Origin of the sequence: Litorerythrobacter xanthomarinus (assembly GCF_046254955.1) — a bacterium.
In the GTDB taxonomy this organism is placed as follows: Bacteria; Pseudomonadota; Alphaproteobacteria; order Sphingomonadales; family Sphingomonadaceae; genus Qipengyuania_C.
The window spans coordinates 99,800-123,610 of the sequence record NZ_JBJXRG010000002.1 but is presented as its reverse complement, the minus strand read 5'-3'; the positions used below and the strand labels follow the sequence as shown (position 1 = coordinate 123,610).

Annotated in this window: 20 protein-coding genes and 1 tRNA gene; 11 read left to right on the top strand and 10 right to left on the bottom strand. The window is 59.0% G+C overall.

Annotation, left to right across the window (positions count from 1 at the left end; all coding sequences use genetic code 11):
• Positions 1 to 27 precede the first annotated feature (27 nt).
• The 5 genes from cpdR to ACEWMW_RS09825 all read left to right on the top strand — a co-directional run bounded on the left by cpdR (position 28) and on the right by ACEWMW_RS09825 (position 4,119).
• Positions 28 to 417, top strand: coding sequence for a cell cycle two-component system response regulator CpdR (gene cpdR, locus ACEWMW_RS09845; protein ID WP_409413759.1), 390 nt, complete (start codon positions 28 to 30; stop codon positions 415 to 417).
• A 100-nt stretch (positions 418 to 517) separates the two neighbouring features.
• A tRNA-Val gene (locus tag ACEWMW_RS09840) sits at positions 518 to 592 on the top strand.
• Between the two features lie 120 nt (positions 593 to 712).
• Positions 713 to 1,930 carry an NADP-dependent isocitrate dehydrogenase gene (locus ACEWMW_RS09835; protein WP_409413758.1) on the top strand — a complete coding sequence of 406 codons (1,218 nt, stop codon included), beginning with the start codon at positions 713 to 715 and terminating at the stop codon, positions 1,928 to 1,930.
• A gap of 205 nt (positions 1,931 to 2,135) precedes the next feature.
• A complete protein-coding gene (locus ACEWMW_RS09830; RefSeq protein WP_409413757.1) occupies positions 2,136 to 3,896 on the top strand; it encodes a cation:proton antiporter domain-containing protein in 1,761 nt (586 codons plus the stop codon).
• A gap of 52 nt (positions 3,897 to 3,948) precedes the next feature.
• Positions 3,949 to 4,119, top strand: a complete 171-nt coding sequence (locus tag ACEWMW_RS09825) for a hypothetical protein (protein ID WP_409413756.1) — start codon at positions 3,949 to 3,951, stop codon at positions 4,117 to 4,119.
• Between the two features lie 20 nt (positions 4,120 to 4,139).
• Here ACEWMW_RS09825 and alaS read toward each other — a convergent pair whose 3' ends face one another.
• The 9 genes from alaS to dapA form a co-directional block, all read right to left on the bottom strand.
• Positions 4,140 to 6,806, bottom strand: a complete 2,667-nt coding sequence (alaS, locus tag ACEWMW_RS09820; RefSeq protein ID WP_409413755.1) for an alanine--tRNA ligase — start codon at positions 6,804 to 6,806, stop codon at positions 4,140 to 4,142.
• A 209-nt stretch (positions 6,807 to 7,015) separates the two neighbouring features.
• On the bottom strand, positions 7,016 to 8,083 hold the full coding sequence (recA, locus tag ACEWMW_RS09815; RefSeq protein WP_409413754.1) for a recombinase RecA: 1,068 nt from the start codon (positions 8,081 to 8,083) through the stop codon (positions 7,016 to 7,018).
• A 155-nt stretch (positions 8,084 to 8,238) separates the two neighbouring features.
• Positions 8,239 to 9,879, bottom strand: coding sequence for a DUF4139 domain-containing protein (locus ACEWMW_RS09810; protein ID WP_409413753.1), 1,641 nt, complete (start codon positions 9,877 to 9,879; stop codon positions 8,239 to 8,241).
• Between the two features lie 10 nt (positions 9,880 to 9,889).
• A complete protein-coding gene (locus ACEWMW_RS09805) occupies positions 9,890 to 11,374 on the bottom strand; it encodes a DUF4139 domain-containing protein (protein WP_409413752.1) in 1,485 nt (494 codons plus the stop codon).
• 90 nt (positions 11,375 to 11,464) lie between these two features.
• Entirely contained in the window at positions 11,465 to 13,915 is a 2,451-nt protein-coding gene (locus tag ACEWMW_RS09800; RefSeq protein WP_409413751.1) for a hybrid sensor histidine kinase/response regulator, read from the bottom strand.
• Positions 13,912 to 14,448 (bottom strand): DUF2062 domain-containing protein, encoded by a 537-nt coding sequence (locus ACEWMW_RS09795; RefSeq protein ID WP_409413750.1) that lies wholly within the window; start codon positions 14,446 to 14,448, stop codon positions 13,912 to 13,914. Before ACEWMW_RS09795 ends, ACEWMW_RS09800 begins: the two co-directional genes overlap by 4 nt.
• 180 nt (positions 14,449 to 14,628) lie before the next feature.
• Complete coding sequence (gene smpB, locus ACEWMW_RS09790; RefSeq protein ID WP_409413749.1) at positions 14,629 to 15,111, bottom strand: SsrA-binding protein SmpB; 483 nt, start codon at positions 15,109 to 15,111, stop codon at positions 14,629 to 14,631.
• 118 nt (positions 15,112 to 15,229) lie between these two features.
• Positions 15,230 to 16,246: a TIGR00341 family protein gene (locus tag ACEWMW_RS09785; protein ID WP_409413748.1), complete on the bottom strand. Its 1,017-nt coding sequence runs from the start codon at positions 16,244 to 16,246 to the stop codon at positions 15,230 to 15,232.
• Between the two features lie 33 nt (positions 16,247 to 16,279).
• Positions 16,280 to 17,161, bottom strand: coding sequence for a 4-hydroxy-tetrahydrodipicolinate synthase (gene dapA, locus ACEWMW_RS09780; RefSeq protein ID WP_409413747.1), 882 nt, complete (start codon positions 17,159 to 17,161; stop codon positions 16,280 to 16,282).
• 101 nt (positions 17,162 to 17,262) lie between these two features.
• Here dapA and ACEWMW_RS09775 point away from each other — a divergent pair, with 101 nt between their 5' ends.
• The 6 genes from ACEWMW_RS09775 to ACEWMW_RS09750 all read left to right on the top strand — a co-directional run bounded on the left by ACEWMW_RS09775 (position 17,263) and on the right by ACEWMW_RS09750 (position 22,836).
• Positions 17,263 to 19,215 (top strand): lytic transglycosylase domain-containing protein, encoded by a 1,953-nt coding sequence (locus tag ACEWMW_RS09775; RefSeq protein ID WP_409413746.1) that lies wholly within the window; start codon positions 17,263 to 17,265, stop codon positions 19,213 to 19,215.
• Between the two features lie 101 nt (positions 19,216 to 19,316).
• A complete protein-coding gene (locus ACEWMW_RS09770) occupies positions 19,317 to 19,820 on the top strand; it encodes an invasion associated locus B family protein (RefSeq protein WP_409413745.1) in 504 nt (167 codons plus the stop codon).
• Positions 19,821 to 19,853: 33 nt separating this feature from the next.
• On the top strand, positions 19,854 to 21,092 hold the full coding sequence (rlmN, locus tag ACEWMW_RS09765) for a dual-specificity RNA methyltransferase RlmN (protein ID WP_409413744.1): 1,239 nt from the start codon (positions 19,854 to 19,856) through the stop codon (positions 21,090 to 21,092).
• A complete protein-coding gene (locus tag ACEWMW_RS09760) occupies positions 21,089 to 21,691 on the top strand; it encodes a class I SAM-dependent methyltransferase (RefSeq protein WP_409413743.1) in 603 nt (200 codons plus the stop codon). The genes rlmN and ACEWMW_RS09760 overlap by 4 nt, the downstream gene beginning before the upstream one ends.
• The gene (locus ACEWMW_RS09755; protein ID WP_409413742.1) at positions 21,688 to 22,326 is read left to right on the top strand and encodes an MOSC domain-containing protein; all 639 of its coding nucleotides are present in this window, start codon (positions 21,688 to 21,690) and stop codon (positions 22,324 to 22,326) included. Before ACEWMW_RS09760 ends, ACEWMW_RS09755 begins: the two co-directional genes overlap by 4 nt.
• A gap of 123 nt (positions 22,327 to 22,449) precedes the next feature.
• A complete protein-coding gene (locus tag ACEWMW_RS09750) occupies positions 22,450 to 22,836 on the top strand; it encodes a glycine zipper 2TM domain-containing protein (RefSeq protein WP_409413741.1) in 387 nt (128 codons plus the stop codon).
• Positions 22,837 to 22,895: 59 nt separating this feature from the next.
• Here ACEWMW_RS09750 and ACEWMW_RS09745 read toward each other — a convergent pair whose 3' ends face one another.
• The gene (locus tag ACEWMW_RS09745) at positions 22,896 to 23,738 is read right to left on the bottom strand and encodes a PhzF family phenazine biosynthesis protein (protein ID WP_409413740.1); all 843 of its coding nucleotides are present in this window, start codon (positions 23,736 to 23,738) and stop codon (positions 22,896 to 22,898) included.
• Positions 23,739 to 23,811 lie beyond the last annotated feature (73 nt).

The following is a 23,811-nucleotide window of genomic DNA, read 5'->3' as shown; positions in this document are numbered from 1 at the left end:
TAAACCAATTGCTCTATGGAAATCCCTATGAGCACAACCAACGCCACACGCGTCCTCCTTGCCGAGGATGACCAGATCATGCGCACCTACCTTTCCAAGGCGCTGGAAAAGGCGGGCTATTCGGTGACTGCGGTCGATTGCGGGACGGCGGCGATGCCCTATCTCGAATCGGAACGCTTCGATCTGCTCCTTTCCGACATTGTGATGCCGGAAATGGACGGGATTGAGCTGGCACAACACTGCAACGAGCTGAGCCCTGATACAAAGGTAATGTTCATCACGGGATTCGCTGCGGTAACGCTCAAGGCTAGCCGCGAACAACCTAACGCCAAGGTCTTGTCGAAGCCGTTTCATCTGCGCGATCTGGTACTTGAAGTCGAACGTGTGCTGGAAGAACCGGCGCAGGCTTCGCTCTAAAACCCTTCTCGTTCACATTTGCCGCGAACTTCTCTTGCACGCGCATGGGCGCTTGGCTAAGGCGCGCCTCTGCCGCACTTCAGCGGCCACCCAATGGCTCGGGCGTATAGCTCAGTGGTAGAGCACTGTGTTGACATCGCAGGGGTCGGGAGTTCAACTCTCTCTACGCCCACCATTGGATGGAAACCCGCCGCTCAAGGGCGGGTTTTTCATTTCAGGGGCCGCGCCTTGCTTAGCAGGCCACCTCTGCTAAAGCGCGCGCGAACACAAATTCGAGACAGGTAACAGGATCAACATGGCCAAAATTCAGGTGAAGAACCCCGTCGTAGAGCTCGACGGCGACGAGATGACGCGGATTATCTGGCAATGGATCCGCGAACGCCTGATCCTTCCCTATCTTGATGTTGACCTCAAATATTACGATCTTTCGATCCAGAAGCGTGACGAGACGGATGACCAGATCACTATCGATGCGGCGAATGCGATCAAAGAGCACGGCGTTGGCGTAAAATGCGCAACCATCACTCCCGATGAGGCGCGCGTAGAAGAATTCGATCTCAAGAAGATGTGGGTCAGCCCCAATGGCACGATCCGCAACATTCTGGGCGGTGTGGTCTTCCGCGAGCCGATCGTGATCGACAACGTTCCGCGCCTTGTCCCGGGCTGGACCGATCCGATCGTTGTCGGCCGTCATGCCTTCGGCGATCAGTATCGCGCCAAGGACACGCTTATTCCCGGCAAAGGGAAGCTCCGCCTAGTTTTCGAAGGCGAAGATGGTCAGAACATCGATATCGACGTGTTCGAGTTTCCCAGCTCCGGCGTGGCTCTGGCGATGTATAATCTCGACGACTCGATCCGCGATTTTGCCCGCGCCAGTATGAATTACGGTCTTGATCGCGGATGGCCGGTATACCTTTCGACCAAGAATACGATCCTCAAGGCCTATGACGGGCGCTTCAAGGACCTGTTCCAGGAAATCTATGATAACGAATTCGCCGACAAGTTCGAAGAAGCCGGTATCTCATACGAGCATCGCTTGATCGATGACATGGTTGCCGCCGCACTCAAGTGGAACGGCAAGTTTGTCTGGGCCTGCAAGAACTATGACGGCGACGTGCAGTCGGATACCGTCGCACAAGGCTTCGGCTCGCTCGGCCTTATGACTTCCGTCCTGATGGCGCCCGATGGCAAGACTGTCGAAGCAGAGGCTGCTCACGGCACCGTAACCCGCCACTATCGCCAACACGAGCAAGGCAAGGCTACCAGCACCAATCCGATCGCCAGCATCTTCGCGTGGACGCGCGGCCTGATGTATCGCGGCAAGTTCGACGGCACACCCGAAGTAGTGAAGTTCGCCGAGACACTTGAACGGGTCTGCATCGAAACAGTCGAAAAGGGCGACATGACCAAAGACCTGGCACTTTTGATCGGCCCGCAGCAGAACTGGCTTACGACCGAGCAGTTCTTCGAAGCGATCGTCAATAATCTCGAAACGGAGATGGCTGGCGCCTGATCCGTTTCGCCGACTTAACGGCGCGCATCCTTATCGAAGATACGGAAGCCCCTTCGCAAAAGCGTCGGGGCTTTCGATTGTCGACCATCCTTCTTTGCTTCCATTTGCGTAATTTGCACCGCATTGCCTATCGACTAATCTGATCCGACAGGCCGCACCATCGATCGCGTGACATTGGCACGCCTCCGCCGTAGTGGTTGCCCCTATGGCATCTGGCGAATTGGCATCACCTGCACTTTCGGACGCACTGGTTATCTTGGGCGCTGCGGGGATTGTCATTCCGGTGTTCACGCGCTTTCGGATTACCCCGGTCATCGGTTTCATCCTCATCGGGATTCTGGTTGGTCCTTTTGGCCTTGGAAAACTGGTTTTCGACTATCCCTTACTCGAACACATAACGATCACCGATCCCGAAGCCTTGGCGCCATTCGCCGAGTTCGGAATCATCCTTCTCTTGTTTGCCATCGGGCTGGAATTGTCGTTCGGGCGATTGTGGCAGCTCAGGAAACTGGTCTTCGGCCTGGGCGCGCTGGAACTGCTGGTAATCGGAACCTCGCTCGCCATCGTCCTCTCGATGATGGGGCAGTATTGGACAGGCGCGCTGGCGCTTGGTTTTGCCCTGGCATTTTCCTCCACTGCTATTGTGTTGCCGATTTCGGGCACAAAGACGCCCGTCGGACGAGCCGCGCTATCCATGCTCCTGTTCGAAGACATCATGATCGTCCCGATCGTATTTGTGCTCGGCGCCATGGCGCCGCACGCACAGGCGGAAGGCTGGGAAGGCCTTGTCGATACGTTATGGCAGGGCGGCCTAGTCGTGATCGCACTCCTCGTGATCGGGCGCTTTGCATTGCCGCGATTGTTTGCCCAGGCGGCACGGACCAAGAGCCCCGAACTTTTCCTCGCGGCATCCTTGCTCGTTGTTATCGGAGCGAGCCTTGCAACGGCCGCGGTTGGCCTATCGCCGATCGTTGGCGCTCTGATCGCCGGGCTTTTGATTGCAGAGACCGAGTATCACGGCGAGATTGAAGGGATCATGGAGCCGTTCAAGGGTCTGGCGCTCGGCGTGTTCCTCATTACCGTCGGCATGTCGATCGATCTGATGACCATCTGGCAAAATCTCGGTCCGATCCTGGGTGCGGTTGTTGGGGTATTGATCTTCAAGGCTCTGGTCACAGGCGTGTTGCTGCGACTGATGGGCGCGCGCCGATCTACCGCGGCGGAAACGGGACTGCTGATGGCCAGCCCGTCTGAAACGACCCTTATCGTCCTCGCAGCGGCAAGCTCGGCCATGCTGATCCAACCTGGCACAGCGCAGTTCTGGCAGATTGTCACGGCAATCGGCCTCACCGTCACTCCTGTCCTTGCTCGTCTCGGCCGCTTCGCAGCTCGCAAGGTCGAGCCTGCGCCAAGGCTTGATGAAGGTGATGAGGAAACACCAAAGGTTATTATCATCGGTGCGGGACGCGTGGGCAGGCTCGTCTCGGAAATGCTGAGCCGACACGACCAGCCCTATGTCGCGATCGATTCCGATTCCGACATGGTGGAAAGCGCAAGGCGCAAGGGCTTCTATTCGATTTTCGGGAATGCATTGCGCGACGATGCCCTGGCGAGGCTTGGCATCGAGAATGCAAAGGCCGTTGTTTTGACCATGGACGAGCCTGTCTTGGCCCAGCGCCTGGTCTCTAAACTGCGCAAATCCTATCCTGACCTGCCCATCATCGCGCGTGCGCGCGATGCGATCCATGCGGCAGAACTTTACCGGGTCGGAGCTAGTACCGCCGTGCCAGAAACGCTGGAAGCCTCCCTGCAATTGTCGGAAGCGGCGCTAGTGGATGTCGGTGTAGCAATGGGCCCGGTCATCGCGTCGATCCACGAAAAACGCGACGAATTGCGCGAACAGATACAGGATGCCGGGAAGTTGGCTGAGCGCCCAAAACTGCGAACGAGCACCGAGACCGCGTGATTGTCGGACCTTTGCCCGTTCTCACGCGTTGGTGGGGTGAAGGAGTAACCCTGTGAGCAATAAAGCGCCGCCGACCAAACCGATCTCGAACAAGGAAAAGTTCAAGCCCCAGAATGTACGCGGTGGCGACAAGGGCGACCCTGCGCTCCGGGGCGGCAAGGGTCCTGATACACCGCAGGGTTCAGAACATCACCTGCAGCGCAAGAGCATGAATCGTCGATAAGGTACGACGCACATTAAGTTCTAAGCCGCACTTTCTATTAGCGATTCCCGGACTGCAACAATGGCATCTTGAGCCTTTTCTCCGTCCGGGCCGCCGCCTTGGGCCATATCTGCGCGCCCGCCTCCGCCCTTTCCGCCGAGAATCTCCACGCCGGTACGGACTAGGGAAACAGCATCAAACTTATCGGTCAGATCATCGGTGACGGCCACGGCAAACGCGGCCTTGCCATCATTCACCGCACAGATTGCGGCGATCCCCGATCCCATGCTCTGCTTCGCCTCGTCGAGCACAGAACGCAGATCCTTCGGATTGAGACCTTGCACGACCTGCCCGGAGAATGTGACCCCGGCGACATCCTCGCTGGTTGAGACTTCGTCCGTCGCGCCTCCACCACCGCCCAGTGCCAGCTGCCGACGTGCTTCAGCGAGTTCTTTTTCAAGTCGTTTGCGCTCGTCTACCAGTGCAGCCACACGCTCGCCTACTTCATCGGGAGCAGCTTTGATGGTGGTGGCTATCGACTTGAGCGCATCTTCGCGGCACACCAGCCACTTGCGCGCCGCTTCACCTGTCAGCGCTTCGATGCGACGCACACCAGACGAAACTGCACTTTCGGAAACAATGCGGAAAATTCCTATGTCACCTGTCGCCTTGACGTGTGTGCCTCCGCACAACTCGACAGAATAACTGCGGCCGTCTTCGCCCAGGCCGCCCATCGAAAGCACCCGCACTTCTTCACCATACTTCTCGCCGAATAGCGCGAGAGCGCCAGCTTCCACTGCGTCATCTGGGCTCATCAGGCGTGTAACCACCTGCTCATTGCGACGAATCTCCGCATTCACTTCTGCTTCGACCGCAGCAATATCCTCATCACTCAGCGGCTTGGGATGCGAGAAGTCGAAACGAAACCGCTCATCAGCAACCAGTGATCCCTTTTGGGTCACGTGCCCGCCCAGGCGATTGCGCAAGGCCGCGTGCAGCAGATGCGTCGCCGAATGATTGGCACGGATGCGATCGCGGCGCTCTATATCAACTTCGAGATGCACGGTATCGCCAACAGCGATCGAACCGGCCTCAATGGTGCTCGAATGCGTATGCAGTCGCCCCAACGGTTTCGAAGTGTCCTTGACGGATATCTGGAGGCCTTCGGGTGTGGAAACCGTGCCAGCGTCACCGGTCTGCCCGCCGCTTTCTCCATAGAATGGGGTCTGGTTAGTCAGGATCGTGACCGTTTCGCCCTCAGATGCGCTAGCTATTTCGGCGCCATCGCGGACTAGTGCTACTACGGTCCCCTCGCCTGAAGTCGACGTATAGCCAGTAAACTCGGTGGCACCTTCGCGCTCAGCAATATCGAACCAGACCTCGGAATCGGCAGCCTCTCCCGAGCCCTTCCACGCAGCGCGCGCAGCAGCCTTCTGCTTCTCCATCGCAGCATCGAACCCGGCACGGTCAACGTCTAATCCTCTGCTGCGCAAGGCGTCTTCAGTAAGGTCGTAGGGGAAGCCATAAGTGTCATAAAGTTGGAAGGCAGTTTCGCCGTCCAGCTTGTCACCTTCGTTCATCGAAGCCGTCGCATCATCGAGCAGGCGCAGGCCTTTTTCGAGTGTGCGCCGGAACTGAGATTCCTCGCGTTCGAGCGTCTCCTCTACCAGCGGCTGCGCGCGGACAAGTTCAGGATAGGCCTGCCCCATCTCGGTCACCAGAGCAGGAACAAGACGATACATCAACGGTTCGGCGGCACCCAACAGATGCGCGTGGCGCATTGCCCGGCGCATGATCCGCCGCAAGACATAACCGCGCCCTTCATTGGAAGGCAGTACGCCATCTGCCATCAGGAAACTGGTCGAACGCAGGTGATCCGCGATTACGCGGTGGCTCGCCTGATGATCGCTGTCAGCACGGACTCCTGTAAGGCTCTCCGAAGCGGCAATCAGTTCGTTGAACGTGTCGGTATCATAGTTGTCGTGCACGCCCTGCATGACAGCCGCGATCCGTTCGAGCCCCATGCCGGTATCTATCGACGGCCTAGGCAAATCCGCACGCGAGCCATCGGCCTGTTGCTCGAACTGCATGAACACGAGGTTCCATATCTCGACGAATCGATCGCCGTCTTCGTTAGGGCTCCCTGGTGGGCCACCATCGATATGGTCACCGTGATCATAGAAAATCTCGCTACACGGACCACAGGGGCCCGTGTCACCCATCGACCAAAAGTTATCACTGGTGGGAATGCGGATAATCCGCTCCTCGGGCAGGCCGGCAATCTTGCGCCAAAGGTCGAACGCCTCGTCGTCGGTGTGGTACACTGTCGCGGTGAGGCGACCGGCATCAATACCCCACTCCTTGGTCAGCAACGTCCATGCATGCTGGATCGCCTGCTCCTTGAAGTAATCGCCAAAGCTGAAGTTACCGAGCATTTCGAAGAATGTGTGATGCCGCGCTGTATAACCGACATTGTCGAGGTCATTGTGCTTGCCGCCAGCCCGAACGCACTTCTGGCTGCTGGCCGCGGTCGGGCCGGGAGGCTTCTCTAGGCCGGTAAAGGCATTCTTGAACGGCACCATACCGGCATTGACGAACATCAGTGTCGGGTCATTGTACGGCACGAGCGGAGCCGAGGGCACTTCAACGTGCCCGGCACCGGCAAAGTATTCGAGGAATCCCCGGCGGATATCATTGGTCGACGTCATCGTTGGGCAGTTAGTGATTTCCGCGAGGTCCGACAAGCGCGGATGCCTCTCAAAATCGCCAAACGAGGTCTGGAATCAGGGCTGCATTCGACTGTCAGCTCCGAAAGGAAAAGCCGCTGCATGCCGGACGGGGTGGCATACAGCGGCATTCCGTTTGTTCGAGCCCCCGAAGCTAGTGCTTCATTTGGACAGAGGGACTCGCTTGAGGATCAGTTGTCAGGGTCCGCGTCCGGCCCTGTCATCATCTCCTCGGCAACCTCGTCGGTGCGGCCGCGGATCGCGGCTTCCAACTGGCTGCAAATCTCCGGATTCTCCTTGAGGAAAACCTTGGCATTCTCCCGGCCCTGACCGATGCGAATGCTATCGTAGCTGAACCACGAGCCGGACTTTTCGACGATGCCAGCTTTGACACCGAGGTCGAGAATTTCGCCGACCTTGGAGATGCCTTCGCCGTACATGATATCGAATTCGACCTGCTTGAACGGCGGGGCGACCTTGTTCTTCACGACTTTCACGCGTGTGGAATTACCGACAACTTCGTCGCGGTCCTTGATCTGGCCGGTCCGGCGAATGTCGAGCCGAACCGAAGCATAGAACTTGAGCGCATTACCACCGGTGGTCGTCTCCGGATTGCCGTACATCACGCCGATCTTCATGCGCAGCTGGTTGATGAAGATCACCATGCACTTCGAGCGGTTGATCGAACCGGTCAGCTTGCGCAGCGATTGCGACATCAATCGCGCCTGCAGGCCAACATGGCTGTCACCCATCTCGCCTTCGATCTCCGCCCGCGGAACCAGTGCCGCGACCGAGTCGACTACCAGCACATCGATCGCATTGGAGCGCACCAGCGTATCGGTGATTTCGAGCGCTTGCTCACCTGTGTCAGGCTGCGAGATGATCAATTCGTCAATGTCGACGCCCAGCTTCTTGGCATAGGCAGGATCGAGCGCATGTTCGGCATCCACGAACGCTGCAGTGCCACCAGCCTTTTGCGCTTCCGCAATGACATGTAGCGCCAGCGTGGTCTTGCCCGAGCTTTCCGGACCATAGACTTCAACCACCCGGCCTTTGGGCAAGCCGCCGATGCCCAACGCAATGTCCAGACCCAGCGAGCCAGTGGAAATGGATTCGATATTCATCGTCTCGCGCGAGCCGAGCTTCATCGCAGAGCCCTTGCCGAAGGCGCGATCAATTTGTGCCAAGGCGGCATCAAGTGCCTTCTGACGGTCTCCGTTCATCTCTTTGCCTTCTACCAGCTTCAGGTTAGTCGCCATGACACATGCCTCCATTGCTTGCCTAGACCCGTCCAGGCTCTTTCAACATTTCACCGATGTATCCGATTTGTTCTCAGAGAACAAGTGTAGAACACCATTTTTTCCAACAAAGTGAAAAATGCACTATTTCAACGGATAAGTTGCAGTCCCTGCGATTAGATCACTCTGCGCACACGGAACGCCACCTCGCGTTCGCCATTGGCTGGAACGCTGATTTCGGCCACGTGCTTGCCGTCTTTTAATCGAGTGCCGCGCAAGCCGCGCACTTCCCATTGCAAAGCCAGCCCCGCATCAATGCGTACGCGCACTGGATGCAGATTGGCATTTGTAATGACCGCTTTCATCGTGACCCAGGGCGGAATGTTCTGACCTTCCGCAGGATTGGGGTCAGTCTTGCCTACCCGTGCGCACTGGTTGAAGACCTGCGAACTGTTCCCCAGTGCAATCTCGACATCTTGGTCTATCGCATAGTCTCGCAGAAACTCCTCGCCGACCAGCAGATCACCCGTCGGGTGCGGCTCGAACAGTGTAAAGCCACCCATCGGCATAGCGACGCCAAGGCCATGTTCTTCGTCATTCTTGGTCACAAGCAGCATATTGGACGGCTGCGCGGAGGCATCGGCATTGCGATACTCCTCCCATGGATCGCAGCTAGCGACATAGAGGTACTCGCCCTCGACATCCTGCTTGTTGAGGAATGCAACCTGCTTCATACCTTGAGCGTTGACGCTGACGCGTTCAGGCACGCGGTAAAGTTTGAGATCGCCAAGTGCTTCCTCGACCGCTTCCATAGCAAAATCTGCGAGCTTCTCTTGGCGGCGGCTGCCGGTGACCATGATGACAGAATCTTCGGAGGCCACAGCCATCATCGCTGGCGGAGGCGGAGCAGGCAGCAGCGGTGGCGGAGGATAGCGGATCGGCGAGCCAGCAGCGGTGCTGCCAAAAGGATAGCAGGTTAGGCGCAGCGGCGCAGCGCGCGGCGGTTCCGCCAGGCCTTCATAATCGCTCTCGATATTGAGCGCGCCTGCCACTGCCATCAATTCGGAGTTGGCGAAGCTCTGGCCGTTGTCATTCAGGATAGATAGCCAGGACATCAGTCGAAACCGCATCTTACCGTTCCGGGTTTTTTCGTCGCGCAGCGTGGCGACATAATGCGCCTGCCAGTCAAAGCCCCATGCGAGATAAGTCAGCGTAATTTCATAGGTTCCGCCGCGTTCATCTTGCGTATCGATAGTGAAAACCGGCTCTGCTGACAGGCCATCAGGCACCATCGGGAACGTCAGCTTCTCAGGGATCCCGGCGCAACGCACTGCCTCATATCCCTGGGCGGTCTGCAGGACCAAGCCGCCATCGGCGCGCGTGCGGACGATGCCGTTTTCGCTCTGCTGTGCGCCGGTTGCCGGATTGGTGCGTGTAACGGTGATGCGGTTGCCCAGCATGCCATTGACCAGCGCCGCCGGGCTCAGGAGATCGGCATTGCGGTTCTTCTCGATTGTTCCGCCAGGTAGACCTGTCACAATCGCCGACACCGCTACCATGCCTTCTGCGACCCCGCTGAAGCGGATGGTTGATCGGCCAACAGGCAGCGATATTCGCCGCGTCTCGCTGATCATGGCGAAGCCCTGCGGCCAGTCGACATTCATGGCATCGCCCTCGCCTCGCGATGGATCGCGATACACGGTCACGGCAACATTCTGCGGCGCCGATGCGTCCACAACCTCGCGTCCGAGCGCAGGCGGCGCGGCCAGCGAAAAGCCAGCCAGCGCGCCTATCAGCCACGGCAGGAATAGCCGCACGGCCCGCGCCTTAATAACGGGTTGCGTAAGTGACGCGGACGACGCGCGTGCCATTTGCGGGCACGGTCACCGAGTATTTTCGGCGATCTGCATTGAGCTGCTCGCCCGGCACATCCTCGCTCACGATGCGGAAATCCCGGCTCCACCAGCCGCGATCGAGCCCGCCCTGCGTCAGTTCGACTTCAACCGATTCTGGCTTTGCGTTGGTGAAGGTGTAGCGCATCGTTGTGCGCCAGTACGTTGGCTTCTGTTGGTATTCGACCGTCCGTACCGTCTTGTCATCCTCGATCACGCGATAGCGGGCGTATGATTCCCACTCGCCTTCAGTGATACGATCACGCTTCTCGACTTCGGCCTGAGTAAACACATCGAATGCGTCGCCGGTGACCAGCGTCAATTCGCTGCCCATCGGCGTATGCCCGATGCGATTCTCGCCGATGAACTGCGGCGAACCCTGGCTATCGCGCTGGTAGAATCGCACCGTTCCAGCCGGCAGCGCATCGCCCAGCCCGCCATCGCGAGAGCTCGAGAATGCGATCGCGCTCGAGACGTTTTGCGGCGAGCTATCGCTCGAAAGCCATCCGACCATGCGCGAATAGACCTTGCGCGCAGGCACGCCTTGAACATCAAGGAAGCTGACCTGCTTTGTCTGTGCATTGGCAATCGTGGTGCGCCCGCTGATCGGGTAGAGATAGAAATCACCCAGTCTCTCGCGGTCAGCAGTTTCGGTTCCGGGACGATTGAGGTTGCGATTTGTGTTCCGCCCGCTGTTCTGACCGGGGGCTCCAGCGACCAGCAGCGTATCCGCATTGTGGAAAGTGGTGCCAGTGTTGTTGGTCAGCGTGACCCAGCCCTGCATGTCGATCGTGTCGCGTCCCTCATCATATAGCGCGACATAGTCCGCGCCCCAGCCAAGGCCAGGAGTGAGATAACGGATCGAAGCGGGACGAACGCCGGAGCGATCGCTCTGGACATTGACAGATAAGGTGGGGCGCGCGCGCAGATTGGGCGGCACGCGATCAAACACGACGCGAACTGGCAAGCCATCGTCGCGCAATACCTCGATCCGGCCACCGATCTGGATCACGACCCCGCCCGCCGTCGAAAGGATCTTGGCGCGCTCACGCGTTTCCGCGCCCGTGGCCGGATTGGTGCGGATGAGCGTGACAGTCTGGCCAATGGCTTTTTCCATCATCTTGACCGGTGTCAGCAGGTCGAAATCGAAATTCTGCTCGATAATGGCCGCGCCGTTAGCCGCGAAGCTCAGGGTCTGCGGGCGGATCTGCGCCGATACGTCAGGAAACTCGATCCGGCTGCGACCAGAGGCGATATTGAGCTGGCGAATATCCTGAACCAGCGCCTGGTTGTTGTTGTAGATCGTGACCGAGACATCGCCTTGCGCTGTTTCTTCGTCCGATTGCGCTGCGCCTGGTGCAGCGATCACCAAGGCCGTAACTATTGCGAGATTGCAGGCGAGCGTTGCTTTGGTTGTCATACGAGTCTCTCCATCCGATCACCGCATGGGATCGGCATGTAACTATGTATCAATTGTGAATGGCGCGAAAGCGTGGGCGCCGAAGCAGCACTATTTCTTTCCGCCACTCGCAAGGATTGCCGCAACCTTGTCGCCGATATCCTGCACCGAGAATGGCTTTGCAATGAAATGCATCTCGGCCATGTCTATGTCCTTGCGGAGTTGTTCCTCCGCATAGCCGGACATGAACAGGATCGGCAGATTGGGTTGTAATTCGCGGATTGCACGGGCCATGCTTGGGCCGTCCATTCCGGGCATGACCACGTCGCTGACGACCAGATCGAACTCGCCGCCGCCCTTCACCTCGTCGAAGCCTTCTTCGCCATCGGCACAGGCAGTGACCTCGTACCCTGCACGCGTAAGTGCCCGCGTGGCGATAGTACGGACCATATCTTCATCTTCGACCAGCAGAAGCTTTCCGCCGCCGGACCAATCACTAGCAGATGCAGCCTCAGCCGCCTCTGAATCCGCCTCTTCGTCGGGATCAACGTAGTGGACTGGAAGATAGACTGAGAAGCGGGCGCCCTCGACCGAGCCCTCATTCCCGACAATATTGTCAGCGAAGATGAACCCGTTGGACTGCTTCACAATCCCATAAACGGTCGAGAGGCCCAGGCCTGTGCCCTTCCCCTGTTCCTTCGTGGTGTAGAATGGCTCGAATATCTTGCCGAGAGCGGCCTCGGGTATGCCGCCGCCGGTATCCTGCACGATAAGCGCAGTATAGTCGGTTTCCGGCATGAAATCCTTGCCGATCTTCGAGACTTCTGCAGCAGGGACACGGCGAGTAACCAATGACAGTTTTCCCGGCCCACCGCTATGCGATTGCATCGCGTCGCGCGCATTCACAGCCAGGTTGATGATGACTTGTTCAAGCTGTTGCGGGTCGGCTCGCACTGGCCCAAGTTCGCGATCATGGCGGACGGTGAACTCAATATGATCGCCCATCAGGCGTTTCAGCAACTGGCTGACTTCGCTCACAACGTCAGGCAATTGCACCGTTTCAGGCCGCAGGGTCTGCTGACGGGAGAATGCAAGCAATTGTCGCGTCAAAGACGCCGCACGGTTGGAATTGGCCTTGATCTGCTGGATATCGTCATAATCGCTGTCACCGGGCGAATGGCGCAGCAACATCAGGTCACAGTAGCCAATGATAGCGGTGAGGACGTTGTTGAAGTCATGGGCAACGCCGCCGGCCAACTGGCCAACCGCTTGCATCTTGGTAGCTTGTGCGACTTGGCGCCGGAGCCGGATTTCTTCGGTTGAATCGGCAAGACTGAGGAGGACTGCAGCTTCTCCCAACCCGCGTATCCCGGCCAGGCCTATTGAGACCGGCTCATCCGGCTGGGTAGTGAGCCGCACTGCCATGTCACCTGAAGCGGCGGGACCGCGCCCAAATTGCCGCACAGCATCGGATACTATGGCCTTGTCTTCACGCATGACGAGATCTGTAGGGAACTGCGGAAGGCCCGTTTCCTTGCGATTCACAGCCCGCAGGAACGCCTTGTTGGCGAAGAGGAAGCGGCCATCCCGGTCGGCAACCGCCAAGCCGAGCGGAAGGGCAGACAGAAGCGATTCTATCTGCGGCATGGCCGAGCGGCCAGCACCTTCCCAGCCCCCGCCAATACCGACACCGCTATCCACCAGCGCCATTATCGATGGCCCCGCATCCGCCGCAGGAACATTGCCTTGCGTAGGTTGGTCCAGTGGAATGTGTACCAGCGTTTGCGGCGTGCCCTGTTTGCCCTCGCGCCCGAAGAAAATCCGCTCCCGGTCGTCCGATCGCAGCAGCCCAACGAAATCCTGTCCGGCCAAGGTTGCATTGGGATCGCCGGCCGCGCGTTCGGCAAAGCCTGCGCCCGCTGCCTTGATAGACCCGTCCTGGTTGACCAGCGCCAGCTCGATACCCGCACGCGACAATGTCTGCCCAGCCGAACCGGTCAGGGGACCGATGATCTGCTCTTCGAGCGAAATCGCCTGATGCGAAGCAAACCGCCAGAGAAGATAGTCTTCCGCGCGTCCGCTCCGCTCGATCATCAGCGAATAGCTGCGCAATCCATCTTCACTTTCAATGTGGGACATTTCCGCCGATCCGTCGCGCCACGCCTCGCGTGCTTTGAGCTGCATCTCCGTCCGCGCGCCATCTGCAACACCGAGGTTAGGTGGAGCATTTTCGAGCCCGAATGCCTCGACGTAGGCCGAGTTGGCACAAACGAGGCGATTGGCCCGGTCCGTCAGCGCCACCGCATCGCTCAGCTTTTCAAGCGCAGCGGCTGTTACAGACCAGTCGGGCGACGCAAAAGACTCAACTTCGGGTTTCGACTTGAGGCCCGCCTGCGCAAAAATGCCCAGCAGGATAACAACCAGGCCACCGGCGAACGACGCGGTCAGCAGCGGCGATTGCGTCACCAGCCACAATACAGCGGCGCTAATTGAGACCGCAGCCAACAGACCTAACCGAACGCGCCAACCGGGCATTGGCAAGCTGCCCTCAGCAGGGCTCATTGTTCACCTTTTCCGAGACGGCTATCAAGCCGCAGCTCCATAGCGCGAAGACGGCGGCGACGTTTGCGGCCGACCAGAACCCGCCAACTGAAGCTCGCCAGCAAATAGCCAATTGCAGCGCTGACTACGGCCAGAACGACAAATCCAAAAGCAGTAACGCCTGCTGTTTCGAAGAAAACGGCAAGTGCCCCCTTGTCACTGGCGAGGCTATCGCCGCTTGTCACGCCCACTGCCGCCTTGATGTTCAGCACCGTTCCACCGACCTTGTTCGCCGCTACGATCCAGGCAGGAAATGTGAAGGGATTTGTGACAAAGGTCACTGCTGCCGAGAGCGGCACATTAGCCCGGGCCGGAAGCGCCATGAACGCGGCGAGGAAGATCTGTCCCAGCGGAATGATGAAGGCACAAAAGAGGCCCAGTGCAATGCCGCGCGGTACCGAACGGCGTGTAAAACGCCAAAGTTCCGGAGAAAGGAACCGATGTGCGATTGGTGCAAGGTACTTGTTGCGCGCCATTTCATCGCGTTTGGGCATTCTTCTCCGAAGCCAATCGGCGAGTGCTGTTTTTGATCGTGTCTGGGCCATGGGCGCCTATTTGGTGTGGAGATTCGGAGGGCAATTCGCAAGGGGTGCGCCGCAGTTTCCGACGGTCGGGTTACCAGTATCGCCCAACGCCCAATTCTCGCTGTTATCTATGCACAGAACCTGAGCGCATTATCCCTTGTCGCGCATGATACGAGCCTTGTCGCGTTTCCAGTCCCGATCCTTGATATACTCACGCTTGTCGCGCGATTGCCGCCCCTTGGCGAGCGCGAGCTCGACTTTCGCCTTGCCGCGCGCGTTAAAATAGATCGACATCGGCACAAGCGTCATGCCCTTGCGCTCAACAGCACCGGTCAGCCGCGAGATTTCGCGCCCGTGAAGCATGAGCTTGCGGGGTCGCTTGGGAAGGTGGTTATGCCGGTTACCATGGCTGAATTCGGGAATGTTCGAATTGATCAGCCACACTTCGCCATCGCGGACCTCAGCATAGCTTTCGGCAATCCCCCCTTCACCCGCGCGCAGCGCTTTCACCTCGGTGCCAGTCAGAGCGATACCCGCCTCGAACTTCTCGTCGATCTCGTAGTCGAACCGCGCGCGCCGGTTCTCGGCGACGACTTTCTGCTTATCGAATGTGGGAGGTTTGGGGCGTGCCATGGCGGCGCGATGTAGGCGTTGGCGTACGCGATGCAAAGCCCTTCCAAGGGCCACGAAAGGGCATCTGGTGCAAAATCGTCACTTTGCGTCGTCTCTCGTACGACGAAAATCGCAAGAGTTATCTCAGGAAGCCGAACCTGAACGTCCCAAACAGCGCCGTTGCGAGCAACGCAAGCAGTAGAAGCCAAACTACCAAGATGCCCCCGGTAATGCGCCAGCTCCTGGGCGGCAAACCCTGCAGCAGAAATGTGCCGATTCCGGCAACATTGACGCAGACGAGGTTGGTGAAGAACAGGTAGGCCGCCCCAACCGCAAGATCGCTGTCACCTTGAGCGATAAATATTCCGCTCGCAGCAAGAGGAGGGACAAGCGCTACGGCGATCATTACGCCGACCAGTGCAAGTGACGTGCCGCGACTGAAAGCCAGCACCCCAGCCGCACCACATGCAAGCGCCAGCGCGATATCGGCGGGCTGAACAAAGGTGCGATTGCGCAATTCGGATACTGTGGGATCGATATCCACGGCGAAACCAACCAAAGCACCGGCAATTACCCCCAAAACGGTGCCTATTGCGAGAGTGGCCAATGCGCGACGAGCGAGCTTGCTGTCGCCCACAGTCGCCGCCATTGCCAGGCCCATAGTCGGGCCCAGCAACGGCGCAATAACCATAGCCCCTATGACAACCGCAACCTGACCGCTGCGCATGCCAAGGCCCGCGATCAATGAAGAGAGCAAGACTGTCGCCACATAGCTGGGTCGAACCCGCAGCGATTCTTCAATGTCACTGTATAACTCGTCTGTACTCAGCCGATCTCTCGTGAACCAACGCTCAAGGGCTGTGCGGGGCCTCGCCGGATGCCTGCCAGGTAATTCCGAAGTTTCGTCTTCAATGATTGGCGGTATCGAGGCCTCGATCGGCGAGACGATAACTGCAAGACTAGGATAGTCCCCGAATGCCGTCTCGATATCGTCCAGCAGTCGTTCCGTATAGCGCTGCTGTACGAGGCAGGTGAGCTTCTCGTTCTCTCCCGGCACGTCTTCTCGCCAGTATCGGCGGCAATGAAGTGCGACGATCTCCTCAAGGCGAAGAAACTCATTTTCGGGGAGGAATATCTCTATTCGCTGAGCTCCCAATCCCGCCTCCGTACTTTCTAGTTTACGTACCTGTTAGCTTAAGCCTGCGTGTTCCAACGCCTTATCGACTTCTGCGCGTGCCTCATCACTGGCATTGCACAGCGGCAGACGCACGTCCTCGGCAAACCAGTCATGCACCTGGCTGAGTGCATATTTCACGGGTGCCGGGCTCGCGTCGGAGAACATCGCGTAGTGGAGCGGGAAAAGTCTATCGTTGAGCTCGCGCGCGCGCTTCAGATCGTTCGCCGAGATCGCCTCATGGAATTCCGCGCATAGCGCCGGCGCGACATTGGCGGTGACGGAAATAGCTCCCCTGCCCCCTGCTGCAGCATGGGGCAGCCACAGTTCGTCATTTCCTGACAATTGGCAAAAATCTTTCGAGAGCCCCATTCGGTGGTCTGCCACACGCGAGAGGTCTCCGCTGGCATCCTTGATCGCCACAATTCGCTCAGGATAACGCTTGACCAATTCGACAACAGTCTCGTCCTTTATATCCGTTACCGTGCGAGACGGCACGTTGTACAGGACGATTGGCAAGGTCGAATTCTCAGCCAGGTAGCTGAAATGTGCAATCAATCCAGATTGGCTGGGACGGTTGTAGTAAGGCGCAACACAGAGGCCTGCAGCGACCCCGGCCTCTTCGCAAAACTGCATGTGCATCAGGGCATTTTGCGTATCGTTGGATCCGCATCCGGCGATGATCGGCACCCGTCCCGCCGTCTGATCAACACAGACTTCGATCACCCGGTGGTGTTCTTCATTGGACAAGGTTGAGGCTTCGCCAGTCGTCCCACATGGGACAAGCGCATTGCTCCCATTCGCGATCTGCCAGTCGATCAGCTTGCGAAAAGCAGCCTCGTCGAACTTTCCGTCGCGAAAAGGTGTCGCAAGTGCGGGAATCGATCCGGAGAACATTTTCGAAGCCTCTGCGTTGTGCTATTAGAGTCCTGCGATTCAACGAAAAATGCCAAAACCGCAGGCGTTATTCACGCCCTGATAAGGAGCAGGCCCTCATAATGTCCAGCATGGACCGCAAAGCCCTGATTATCGCCGCCGGATTGGCAACCACCGTATTGCCAGCTTCTGCGCCCATTTCGGCGCAATCGGTATCGGTTGAAGACCGTGCCCGGGCCAGCCTCGTCGCGCGTGCACCCACCCGAACCGATCTCGCCATCAACCAATGGGAGTGGCTGACCGAATCTGCCAACAAGTCTGCCGGGTTTGGAGCCTATGCCGGTTTCTTGCTCGCTTATCCGGGGTATCCGAAAGAGACGTTGCTTCGTGTGAGGGCAGAGGAGTCGCTCGACAATGAGCCAATCTCCTCGGCTGAACTTGTGGCATTCTTCGAGCAGTATCCTCCGCTCACCAATTCGGCAAAAGCACGCTACGCGCTCGCCTTGTCGGGCATGCAACACCAGGACGCTTTCGAGCTTGCGCGAGAATCCTGGCGCGGCGGATCCATGTCGGGCCCGGCCGAAGCGTACATGACAGGCATGTTCGGCGCCCGCTTCACCGAAGCGGACCATGACGCGCGGATGGATGCATTGCTGTGGCAGGGCAACCTCGAAGCGGCACAGCGACAAAGCGCGCTGATTTCCGCAAGCGCTCGGCCGGAAGCGATGGCTCGGCTCGCATTGCTTTCCGGTTCAGCCAGCGAGCGAGCTGGCTTGTCTCGCACCGATCCGGGCTACGTCTACAATCTCGCGCAATTCTATCAGCGCAAAGGTAACTTGCCAGCAGCCATCAACTTATTAGCCAATCGTCCCGCGTTCGAAACCTTGCCGCACAACGCGGAAGACTTCGTTTCGCTCGCTCTGCGCGTCGCAAAGGCAGCAGGCTCGCGTCAGGCCGTGCAGATTGCCAGTAAGACGGACGATCTGTTTGGGCCCGGATTCGATGTGTCCGAGGGCAGCTTTGTCCTGCGCGACAAGATGACCGATCTGATGTGGCTGGGAGGGACGAAAGCTCTCTGGACCTTGGGCGACGGTGCGGCCGCAGCACCATTGTTCTATCGCTACGGCACCAGCGCGAAGACACCGCTCACTCGTTCGAAGGGTTTCTACTGGGCCGGAAAGGCTGCTGGGCGCGCGCGCAATACCAACGAAGCCACGCGCTATTTCGAGCTCGCTGCCGCACATCCCGAATATTACTACGGTCAGCTGGCGATTGCCGAGCTGGGCCGTCCGATGCCCGAGTTCGCGCCCCTACCCGCATTAGAGATCACTCCAGACCAGCGTGCCGAATTCGATGCGCAGCCGGCGGTCGAAGCATTGCGCGCAGTGGCCAGGACGCGGCGGGACTGGCGCACCGAACGCGCCTTGTTCGAAGCGATCGCCGACAATGCCAAGACCCCTGCCGAAATGCGGATGGTCGCCGATCTTGCGCGTGAAACGGGGCTGCAGGAGTTCGAAGTCGTGGCTGGCATGAGCGCTGGCGAGCATGGTCTCGACGGATTCGAGCGCCTCGGCTTTCCCACCACGAGGACACACGGTGGAGCAAATTGGACCATGGTCCATGCTATCGCCCGGCAAGAAAGTGAATTCGATCGCAACCGCGTTAGCCATGCCGGTGCACGCGGGATGATGCAATTGATGCCGGGAACAGCACGCGAGGAAGCCGGCAAGATCGGCGTGCAGTACATGTCCGCCTCTCTCACAGCAGATCCGTCCTATAATATCCGCTTGGGCGATGCGCATTTTGCGCGGCTGATGGACCGCTATGGCGGGTCATATCCGCTCGCGATCGCAGCCTACAACGCGGGCCCGGGGCGCGTGAGCCAGTGGCTCCGGCTCAACGGTGATCCGCGCACGGGCGCGATCGACTGGCCGCAATGGATCGAACGGATCCCTGCTAATTTCGAAACGCGCTACTACGTAATGCGCGTGATCGGTAACGCCGTGACCTACGCCAATATGCATCCCGACAAATCACGCTCTTACGAACGCGACGTGAGGCATTATTTGCGCTAATCGATGCGTTTGATCGGCGACCTACCGATGCTCGCTGAATGTCGATTTTCTGATCAGTTTTTGCGACTTGCCTATCTCCGCATGGTTGCTAGCACGACGCGGTGAAAATCTTCGCGCTCATTGGTACTTTGGCGGCTTTGTGTGCCGCACCTCTCGCAGCGCGCGACAGCCTCGGCGTGTTTTCCGATTGGGGTGCTTTCAGGGATGCCGCAACTCCGCGCTGCTACGCCATCTCGAAGCCGTTCGAAACCGTGGAACAGCCCGACTACGAAGCTTTCGCCTCGGTCGGCACATGGCCCCTGCGGCAAGTGCGCGGGCAAGTGCATTTCCGACTCTCCCGGCCGATCGCCGAGCGGAGCGCGGTGACCCTGTCAGTCGGGTCACGGCGCTTCTCGCTGGCAGCAGGCGGCGGCGATGCCTGGGCGCGGGATCCGGCAATGGATGCGGCGATTGTGGCAGCAATGCGCTCGGCCAATACAATGACCGTTCGCGCCCGCGATCGCACCGGACGCGTGTTCTCAGATCGCTATCGACTGGCTGGCGTTGCCAGCGCGCTGGACGCAGCAACGGTCGCCTGTGCAAGAAGCCGTAACAGCAGCCGCTAGGCTTTTCGCATTCCTCCCCCTATATGGCCGCCCATGGCCGATACCCAGCTAATGCCGATCCCGGGGCAGATTGATCCCGTTCCCGTCGCGCGTGACATCACGCCGCGCGAGGATGGCCGTATCGACCTGATGGGACTGCCCAAGGCGCGCATCCGCGAGTTATTTGCCGAAGCAGGGCTCGATGCCAAACAGGCCAAACTCCGCGCCAAGCAGGTTTATCATTGGATTTACCACCGCGGTGTCAGCGATTTCGGCGAAATGACCGATATCGCGAAGACCATGCGGCCTTGGCTCACCGAGCGTTTCGTGATCGCGCGGCCCGATATCGTCGAGGCGCAACATTCAACCGATGGTACGCGCAAGTGGCTGCTCAAAACTGCCGACGGGCATGAGTACGAGATGGTATTCATCCCCGATGCCGATCGCGGGACGCTGTGCGTTTCGAGCCAGGTCGGCTGCACGCTCAACTGCACCTTTTGCCACACGGGCACGATGCGGCTCGTTCGCAACCTGACTCCGGGTGAAATCGTGGGGCAGGTCATGCTGGCGCGCGATGCGCTTGGTGAATGGCCCAAAGGCAAGATGGACTTTGCCGAGGAAGCCGACGAGAGCGAATACAGGGCTGATGGCCGCCTGCTCACCAATATCGTGATGATGGGCATGGGCGAACCGCTCTACAATTTCGAGAATGTCCGCGATGCGCTTTCGCTGGTGATGGACGGCGAAGGCCTTGCGCTTTCGAAGCGCCGGATCACCCTGTCGACCAGCGGTGTTGTGCCCATGATGGAGCGTTGCGGTGAAGAGATCGGCGTCAACCTGGCGGTTTCGCTTCACGCGGTGACCAAGGACGTGCGCGACGAGATCGTCCCGATTAACAAGAAGTACGGTATCGAAGAACTGCTGCAGGCCTGCGCCGATTATCCTGGCGCGTCCAATGCGCGGCGTATCACCTTCGAATATGTGATGCTCAAGGACAAGAACGATAGCGACGATGACGCGCGCGAACTCATTCGCCTGATCAAACAGTTCAAGCTTCCTGCCAAAGTCAATCTGATCCCCTTCAATCCCTGGCCCGGCGCGCCGTATGAATGTTCCACGCCTGAGCGGATCCGATCATTTTCCAATCTCGTCTTCGAGGCCGGTATTTCGGCTCCAGTTCGGACCCCGCGAGGCCGCGACATCGATGCTGCCTGCGGCCAGCTCAAGACGACTGCGCAGAAGAAGAGCCGCGCCGAAAGAGACCGCGAAGCCGCCAAAGCCGCTGCTGAATGAACGGCGACAAGGCCACGCTCGACTTCTACGAAAACGAAGCCCCCGTTTACACGGCCAGCGGATCGCAGGGCCAGAGCAAGCACATGGAAGGCTTTCTCAAATTGCTTGATGCGGGGGCACTCATCCTTGAATTGGGCTGCGGCGGCGGGCGAGATACTGCCTATATGGCAGAGCGCGGTTTTATCGTGGATGCGACCGATGGCACCGCCGCCATGGTCACCAAGGCGAGGCAGCGCACTGGACTGTCTTGCCGCCAAATGCGCTTCGATGAACTCGCGGCCGAGGCTGAATATGACGCCGTGTGGGCCCATGCCAGTCTACTGCACGTCCCGCGCAGCGAACTTGGCGAGGTTCTGGAACGGATCCACCGTGCGCTGAAACCGGGCGGATGGTTCTTCGCCAATTTCAAGGCGGGCAGCGCCGACGGGCGGGACATTCTGGGCCGCTACTACAACTTTCCCGACAAAGACTGGCTGGACAGCACATATCGTAAGGCAGGAAGCTGGGCTTCGCTCGAGATCGAAGAGGGAGCCGGCGGCGGCTACGACGGGGTCCAGCGCATTTGGCTGGCGTTGACGGCGCGGAAGGACTTCGCTTGAACTGGAGCGTAGAAGCGATTTGCACAGGCCTAGCCGTGCCATTCAACGGCGCCGAGCGCAGCGCAATTGCCAAGCATCCAACGCCCGGGCCGCTGCGCATCAACCGCGATGGCTTCGAAGTGGACGAACAAGCGGATCGCAAGGTTCACGGCGGGCCTGAAATGGCGGTGCACCTCTACCCGCTCGATCATCACGATTTCTGGACCGGGATGCTGATGGGCCATGCATTGCTCGCCGAGCCGGGCGCTTTCGGAAGCAACCTCGCGGTGCGCGGTATCGACGAGGAGCAAGTCTGCATCGGCGACCGATTCCAGCTTGGCAGTGCCGTTCTTGAGATAAGTCAGGCGCGCCAACCGTGCTGGAAGGTCGAGCACCGCTTCCAGCGCAAAGGCATGGTCGCAGCGATTATCGAGACAGGCCGGTCGGGTTGGTATTTCCGGGTGCTGGAAGAAGGTGTCGCTCAAGCCGGCGATACGCTGCATCGTATCGAGCAGGGTCATGAAGATTGGTCGGTGGCGCGCGTTTTCGAAACGATATTTGCGCCTGATACTTCCAATGAGGACCTCGCGGCGGTAGCAAACCTTGAACGCCTCAGCCCCAATCACCGGGAACGTGCCCGCATGCGCCTCGCATAATCGCAATCCGCCGCAATTGCGGCTCGATCCATCCCTAATTTCGCTGAAACCACGCCCGTTCATCGGGCGTTTTGCGTCCGCAACATAGCTCTGGCCCCAATGATTTCGAAGAGGAGAATTCCCGTGAAGAAGTTCGCACTGGCATTCGCAGCTGGCACGATGGCTGTGACAGGGCTCGGCATGGCCGCCCCGGCAGCAGCAGATCCTCCACCATGGGCTCCGGCGCATGGAAAGCGAGCCAAGGATCGCGCGATATATGATGACCGTGGTTACTATTACGAGCCGCGCAGGATTACCCGCAGCAGCCGGATGTGGCGCGGCGATGACGGTCGGTACTATTGCCGCCGCGATAATGGCACGACCGGACTCGTGATCGGCGCCGGGGTGGGTGCACTCGCCGGTCATGAATTGGCCGGTCGCGGTGACAAGACATTGGGTGCCATCCTTGGCGGTGCAGTTGGCGCGATTGTCGGACGCGAAATCGATCGCGGCAGCCTCAAATGCCGCTGATAGGCTGACAGATCAGTTCCTCGTGGAAGGCGCTCACGGTAGTGGGCGCCTTTTTCGATTCAGACAAAGAGGGGTAGAGCAGCTCCGCTCGATACGGTGGCGGAGGTCCCGCCAATCCAGATCGACCCGTCTTCGTCTCGTGAACAATGGATTAAACCGTCCGCGCCGGTCTCGCGGCCCTGAGCCGCACGATAGTTGCCTTCCACTTGCCCGGTTTCGAACAAGTGCACCGCCACTCCTGCGTTAAAACTCCCGGTGACAGGATCCTCGCGAAAGGTACCGTTCTGGTCGCCGAAGAATGCGCGGATCTCCCAGTCGATCTCGCCGCCTGAGACAGGGCCTGCGAGCCCGAGGTCGGTTCCGGCAGGTGCCTTTGCAACGGGATTGGCCGCGAGCACCGCATCGGCAGAGTCCAGGCGCAGCAGCTGCCAGTTCGGCCCGTTACTGATGTCTACCGCCTCGACAACACTATCAGGATTGACACCGCAAAGCTCGACTGCTTTCGCGCGTTCAGCTTTGTCCAACGGGCGATAGTCCGACAACTCCGGCGCGCGAAACGACAGCCTTTCTCCATTCCTGCGGATCTCGACGAGGCCAATCCCGCATTCCTGCACGATCACTTTATCGCCTATCGGCTGGCCGCCGGATTCCAGCCAGGCATGGCATGATCCCAGCGTTGGGTGCCCGGCAAAAGGCAACTCACCTGCCGGATAGAATATCCGCACACGGTAATCCGCCGCAGGATCTGTGGGCGGCAGCAGGAAGGTCGTTTCGGAGAAACCAAGCCACTGCGTCAGGCGCAGCATCTGCTCGTCAGTCATCGATTCCGCACCATGGACTACGCCCAGCTGGTTGCCGCGCATCGGGGCCGAGCCAAAGACATCTATCAGATCGAGTTCCATCTACTTATCCTCCGCGGGCATCCTGCCCTTCCCCTCGCGCTCGCAATATGCTGAATTGCTATCAATGCCAGTA

What these genes read in the sequence shown, in the direction of transcription:
- cpdR (WP_409413759.1), top strand. Translation starts at nt 28, where the DNA reads ATGAGCACAACCAACGCCACACGCGTCCTCCTTGCCGAGGATGACCAG.
- ACEWMW_RS09835 (WP_409413758.1), top strand. Translation starts at nt 713, where the DNA reads ATGGCCAAAATTCAGGTGAAGAACCCCGTCGTAGAGCTCGACGGCGAC.
- ACEWMW_RS09830 (WP_409413757.1), top strand. Translation starts at nt 2,136, where the DNA reads ATGGCATCTGGCGAATTGGCATCACCTGCACTTTCGGACGCACTGGTT.
- alaS (WP_409413755.1), bottom strand. Translation starts at nt 6,806, where the DNA reads ATGACGTCGACCAATGATATCCGCCGGGGATTCCTCGAATACTTTGCC.
- recA (WP_409413754.1), bottom strand. Translation starts at nt 8,083, where the DNA reads ATGGCGACTAACCTGAAGCTGGTAGAAGGCAAAGAGATGAACGGAGAC.
- ACEWMW_RS09805 (WP_409413752.1), bottom strand. Translation starts at nt 11,374, where the DNA reads ATGACAACCAAAGCAACGCTCGCCTGCAATCTCGCAATAGTTACGGCC.
- ACEWMW_RS09800 (WP_409413751.1), bottom strand. Translation starts at nt 13,915, where the DNA reads ATGAGCCCTGCTGAGGGCAGCTTGCCAATGCCCGGTTGGCGCGTTCGG.
- ACEWMW_RS09795 (WP_409413750.1), bottom strand. Translation starts at nt 14,448, where the DNA reads ATGCCCAAACGCGATGAAATGGCGCGCAACAAGTACCTTGCACCAATC.
- smpB (WP_409413749.1), bottom strand. Translation starts at nt 15,111, where the DNA reads ATGGCACGCCCCAAACCTCCCACATTCGATAAGCAGAAAGTCGTCGCC.
- dapA (WP_409413747.1), bottom strand. Translation starts at nt 17,161, where the DNA reads ATGTTCTCCGGATCGATTCCCGCACTTGCGACACCTTTTCGCGACGGA.
- ACEWMW_RS09775 (WP_409413746.1), top strand. Translation starts at nt 17,263, where the DNA reads ATGTCCAGCATGGACCGCAAAGCCCTGATTATCGCCGCCGGATTGGCA.
- rlmN (WP_409413744.1), top strand. Translation starts at nt 19,854, where the DNA reads ATGGCCGATACCCAGCTAATGCCGATCCCGGGGCAGATTGATCCCGTT.
- ACEWMW_RS09760 (WP_409413743.1), top strand. Translation starts at nt 21,089, where the DNA reads ATGAACGGCGACAAGGCCACGCTCGACTTCTACGAAAACGAAGCCCCC.
- ACEWMW_RS09745 (WP_409413740.1), bottom strand. Translation starts at nt 23,738, where the DNA reads ATGGAACTCGATCTGATAGATGTCTTTGGCTCGGCCCCGATGCGCGGC.